The organism is Amnibacterium sp., from assembly GCF_051956055.1.
Taxonomy (GTDB): domain Bacteria; phylum Actinomycetota; class Actinomycetes; order Actinomycetales; family Microbacteriaceae; genus Amnibacterium.
On the sequence record NZ_JBQCGC010000116.1, the window covers coordinates 1 to 2,728 of the forward strand.

General features: G+C 74.8%; 2 protein-coding genes. Both read left to right on the forward strand.

Annotation, left to right across the window (positions count from 1 at the left end; genetic code table 11):
- Nucleotides 1-177 precede the first annotated feature (177 nt).
- Complete coding sequence (locus ACTHLI_RS15960) at nt 178-1,023, forward strand: purine-nucleoside phosphorylase (RefSeq protein WP_440185758.1); 846 nt, start codon at nt 178-180, stop codon at nt 1,021-1,023.
- Nucleotides 1,020-2,654: a phospho-sugar mutase gene (locus tag ACTHLI_RS15965; RefSeq protein WP_440185760.1), complete on the forward strand. Its 1,635-nt coding sequence runs from the start codon at nt 1,020-1,022 to the stop codon at nt 2,652-2,654. Before ACTHLI_RS15960 ends, ACTHLI_RS15965 begins: the two co-directional genes overlap by 4 nt.
- Nucleotides 2,655-2,728 lie beyond the last annotated feature (74 nt).

Here is a 2,728-nt window from a genome sequence, read left to right on the forward strand (position 1 = left end):
GTTAACCGCGCGACGGCACGCCCATTGCGGCTCCCAATTTAGGCGCCGGTGGGGAATCGTGGCTCGCCCGCCCCGCCCCCCCACCGGCGGACGGTGGGGGGCGCCGCGACCCCCCGGGGGGGGGCGGTGCGGCGAAGCCGCCTCGAGACCACACCGACGCATCAATAGGCTGCAGCAATGGCCGTGCCGTCGCTCGATGACCCCTCGACCCCGCCCACCGCGGTCGCGCAGCTCGCCGCGGCGGAGCTCGCGCGCCGCACGGGGGTGGAGGGGCACGACATCGCCCTCACGCTCGGCAGCGGGTGGGGGCGCGCCGCGGAGCGCCTCGGCGAGGTCATCGCCCGCATCCCCGCGGAGGAGATCCCGGGGTTCACCGCCTCCGGCATCCCCGGGCACTCGGGCACCCTCACCTCGGTGCTGCTGCCGAACGGGCGGCACGCGCTGATCATCGGCGCACGCACCCACTACTACGAGGGCAAGGGCGTCAGGAGGGTCGTGCACAGCGTGCGCACCGCCGCCGCGGCCGGCGCGCGCGTGATGGTGCTGACGAACGGCGCGGGCGGCATCGACCCGTCGTGGACGCCGGGCACGCCCGTCCTCATCTCGGACCACATCAACCTGACCGCCGCGTCGCCCCTCGAGGGCGCGACGTTCGTCGATGTGACGGACCTGTACGCGAAGCGGCTCAGGGACCTCGCGCGCGAGATCGAGCCGGACCTCGACGAGGGCGTGTACGTGCAGTTCCGCGGCCCGCAGTTCGAGACGCCCGCAGAGGTGCGGATGGCGCGGGCGATCGGCGGCACCATCGTCGGCATGTCGACCGCGCTCGAGGCCGTCGCGGCCCGGGAGGCGGGAGTCGAGGTGTTCGGCATCAGCCTGATCACGAACCTCGCCGCCGGCATCTCCGACAGCCCGCTGAACCACGAGGAGGTGCTGGAGGCGGGCCGGAACGCGGAGGAGCGCCTCGCCGACCTCCTGTCGCGCATCACGCACCGGATCGCGGAAGACCTCGCGACCCGATGACCCCGCTCGAGGCGGCGGCCGGGGATTGGCTCGCGATCGACCCGGATCCGGTGACGCGGGCGGAGACGACCGCACTGCTCGACGCCCACGACGAGGCCGGGCTCGCCGCCCGGTTCGGCGGCCGTCTCGAGTTCGGCACCGCGGGCCTGCGCGGTGCGCTGGGCGCCGGACCGCTCAGGATGAACCGGGTGGTCGTTCGGCAGACGTCCGCGGGTCTCGCGCGGTTCCTCCTGACCCGCGAAACCGCCCCGACCGCGGTCGTCGGCTACGACGGGCGGCACAACTCGCGCGTCTTCGCGGAGGACGCCGCCGCGGTGCTCGCTGCCGCGGGGATCCGGGCGACGCTGCTGCCGCGCGCACTGCCGACACCCGTGCTGGCGTTCGCGGTCCGTGACCTCGGCGTCTCCGCAGGGGTCATGATCACGGCCTCCCACAACCCGGCGCCGGACAACGGCTACAAGCTGTACCTCGGCGGCGCCGACGGCGGGTCGCAGCTCGTGTCACCGGCCGACCGCGATGTGCTCGCCGCGATCGAGGCGGTCGTCGCGGAGGGCGCCGGCGCGGACGGCGGTGACCTCGGCGCGGTGCTGCGCGCGGGCGACGAGATCCTCGACCGCTACGTGGCGGCGACCGCGGGTGTCGCAGCCGGCGCCTCCGGCGTCCTCGAGTGGGTCTACACGCCGATGCACGGTGTGGGGCTCGAGACGGTGCAGCGCGTGCTCGCCGAAGCGGGGCTCCCCTCCCCCTCCGTCGTCCCCGAGCAGGCGACTCCGGACCCGGACTTCCCCACCGCGCCCTTCCCGAACCCCGAGGAGCCCGGCACGCTGGACCTCGCGACGGCGCTCGCGGACCGGTCGGGCGCGGGTCTGGTGCTCGCGAACGATCCGGACGCCGACCGGCTCGCGATCGCCCTGCGGGGCCCGGGGGGCTGGCGGCGGCTGACGGGGAACGAGGTCGGGCTGCTCCTCGGATGGCGGATCGCGTCGACCGCGGGTCCGACAGGCGGAACGCTCGCGTGCTCGATCGTCTCCACGCCGGGGCTCGGGCGGATCGCGGACCGCTTCGGGTTCACCGCCGTCGAGACGCTGACCGGCTTCAAGTGGATCTCCCGCGTGCCGGGGCTGCGGTTCGGGTTCGAGGAGGCGCTGGGCTACCTCGTCGACCCGGAGGTGGTGCGGGACAAGGACGGGATCTCCGCCCTCGTCGCGGCGCTGGCGACGGCGATCGGGCTGCAGGAGGAGCGTCGCACGCTCCTCGATCTGCTCGCCGAGATCGAGGCCGAGATCGGGCGCTTCGACTCCGACCAGGTCTCGATCCGTGTCGACGACCTCGCCGCGCTCGGCGCGATGACCGCGCGGCTGCGCAGGGACCCGCCGAGGGCGATCGGCGGCCTCGAGGTGCTCGCCGCGGACGACCTGTCGGCCGGCGGCGACCTGCCGCCGACGGACGCGCTCCGGTACCACCTCGCCGGGGGCGCGCGGGTGATCGTGCGCCCCTCCGGTACCGAGCCGAAGCTCAAGGTCTACCTCGACGTCGTGTCGGAGGCAGACACGGCGGCTGCGCGCCGGGCGGCGACCACGGCGACCCTCGACGCCCTCCGCCGCGCCGTCCGACCCCTGCTCGGCCTCTGACCCTTCGTGGGTGGGCAGTCCCGGGCCACGCCCCGCGCCTGCAAGGACACAGAGACCGCACGGGCCTCAAGAGG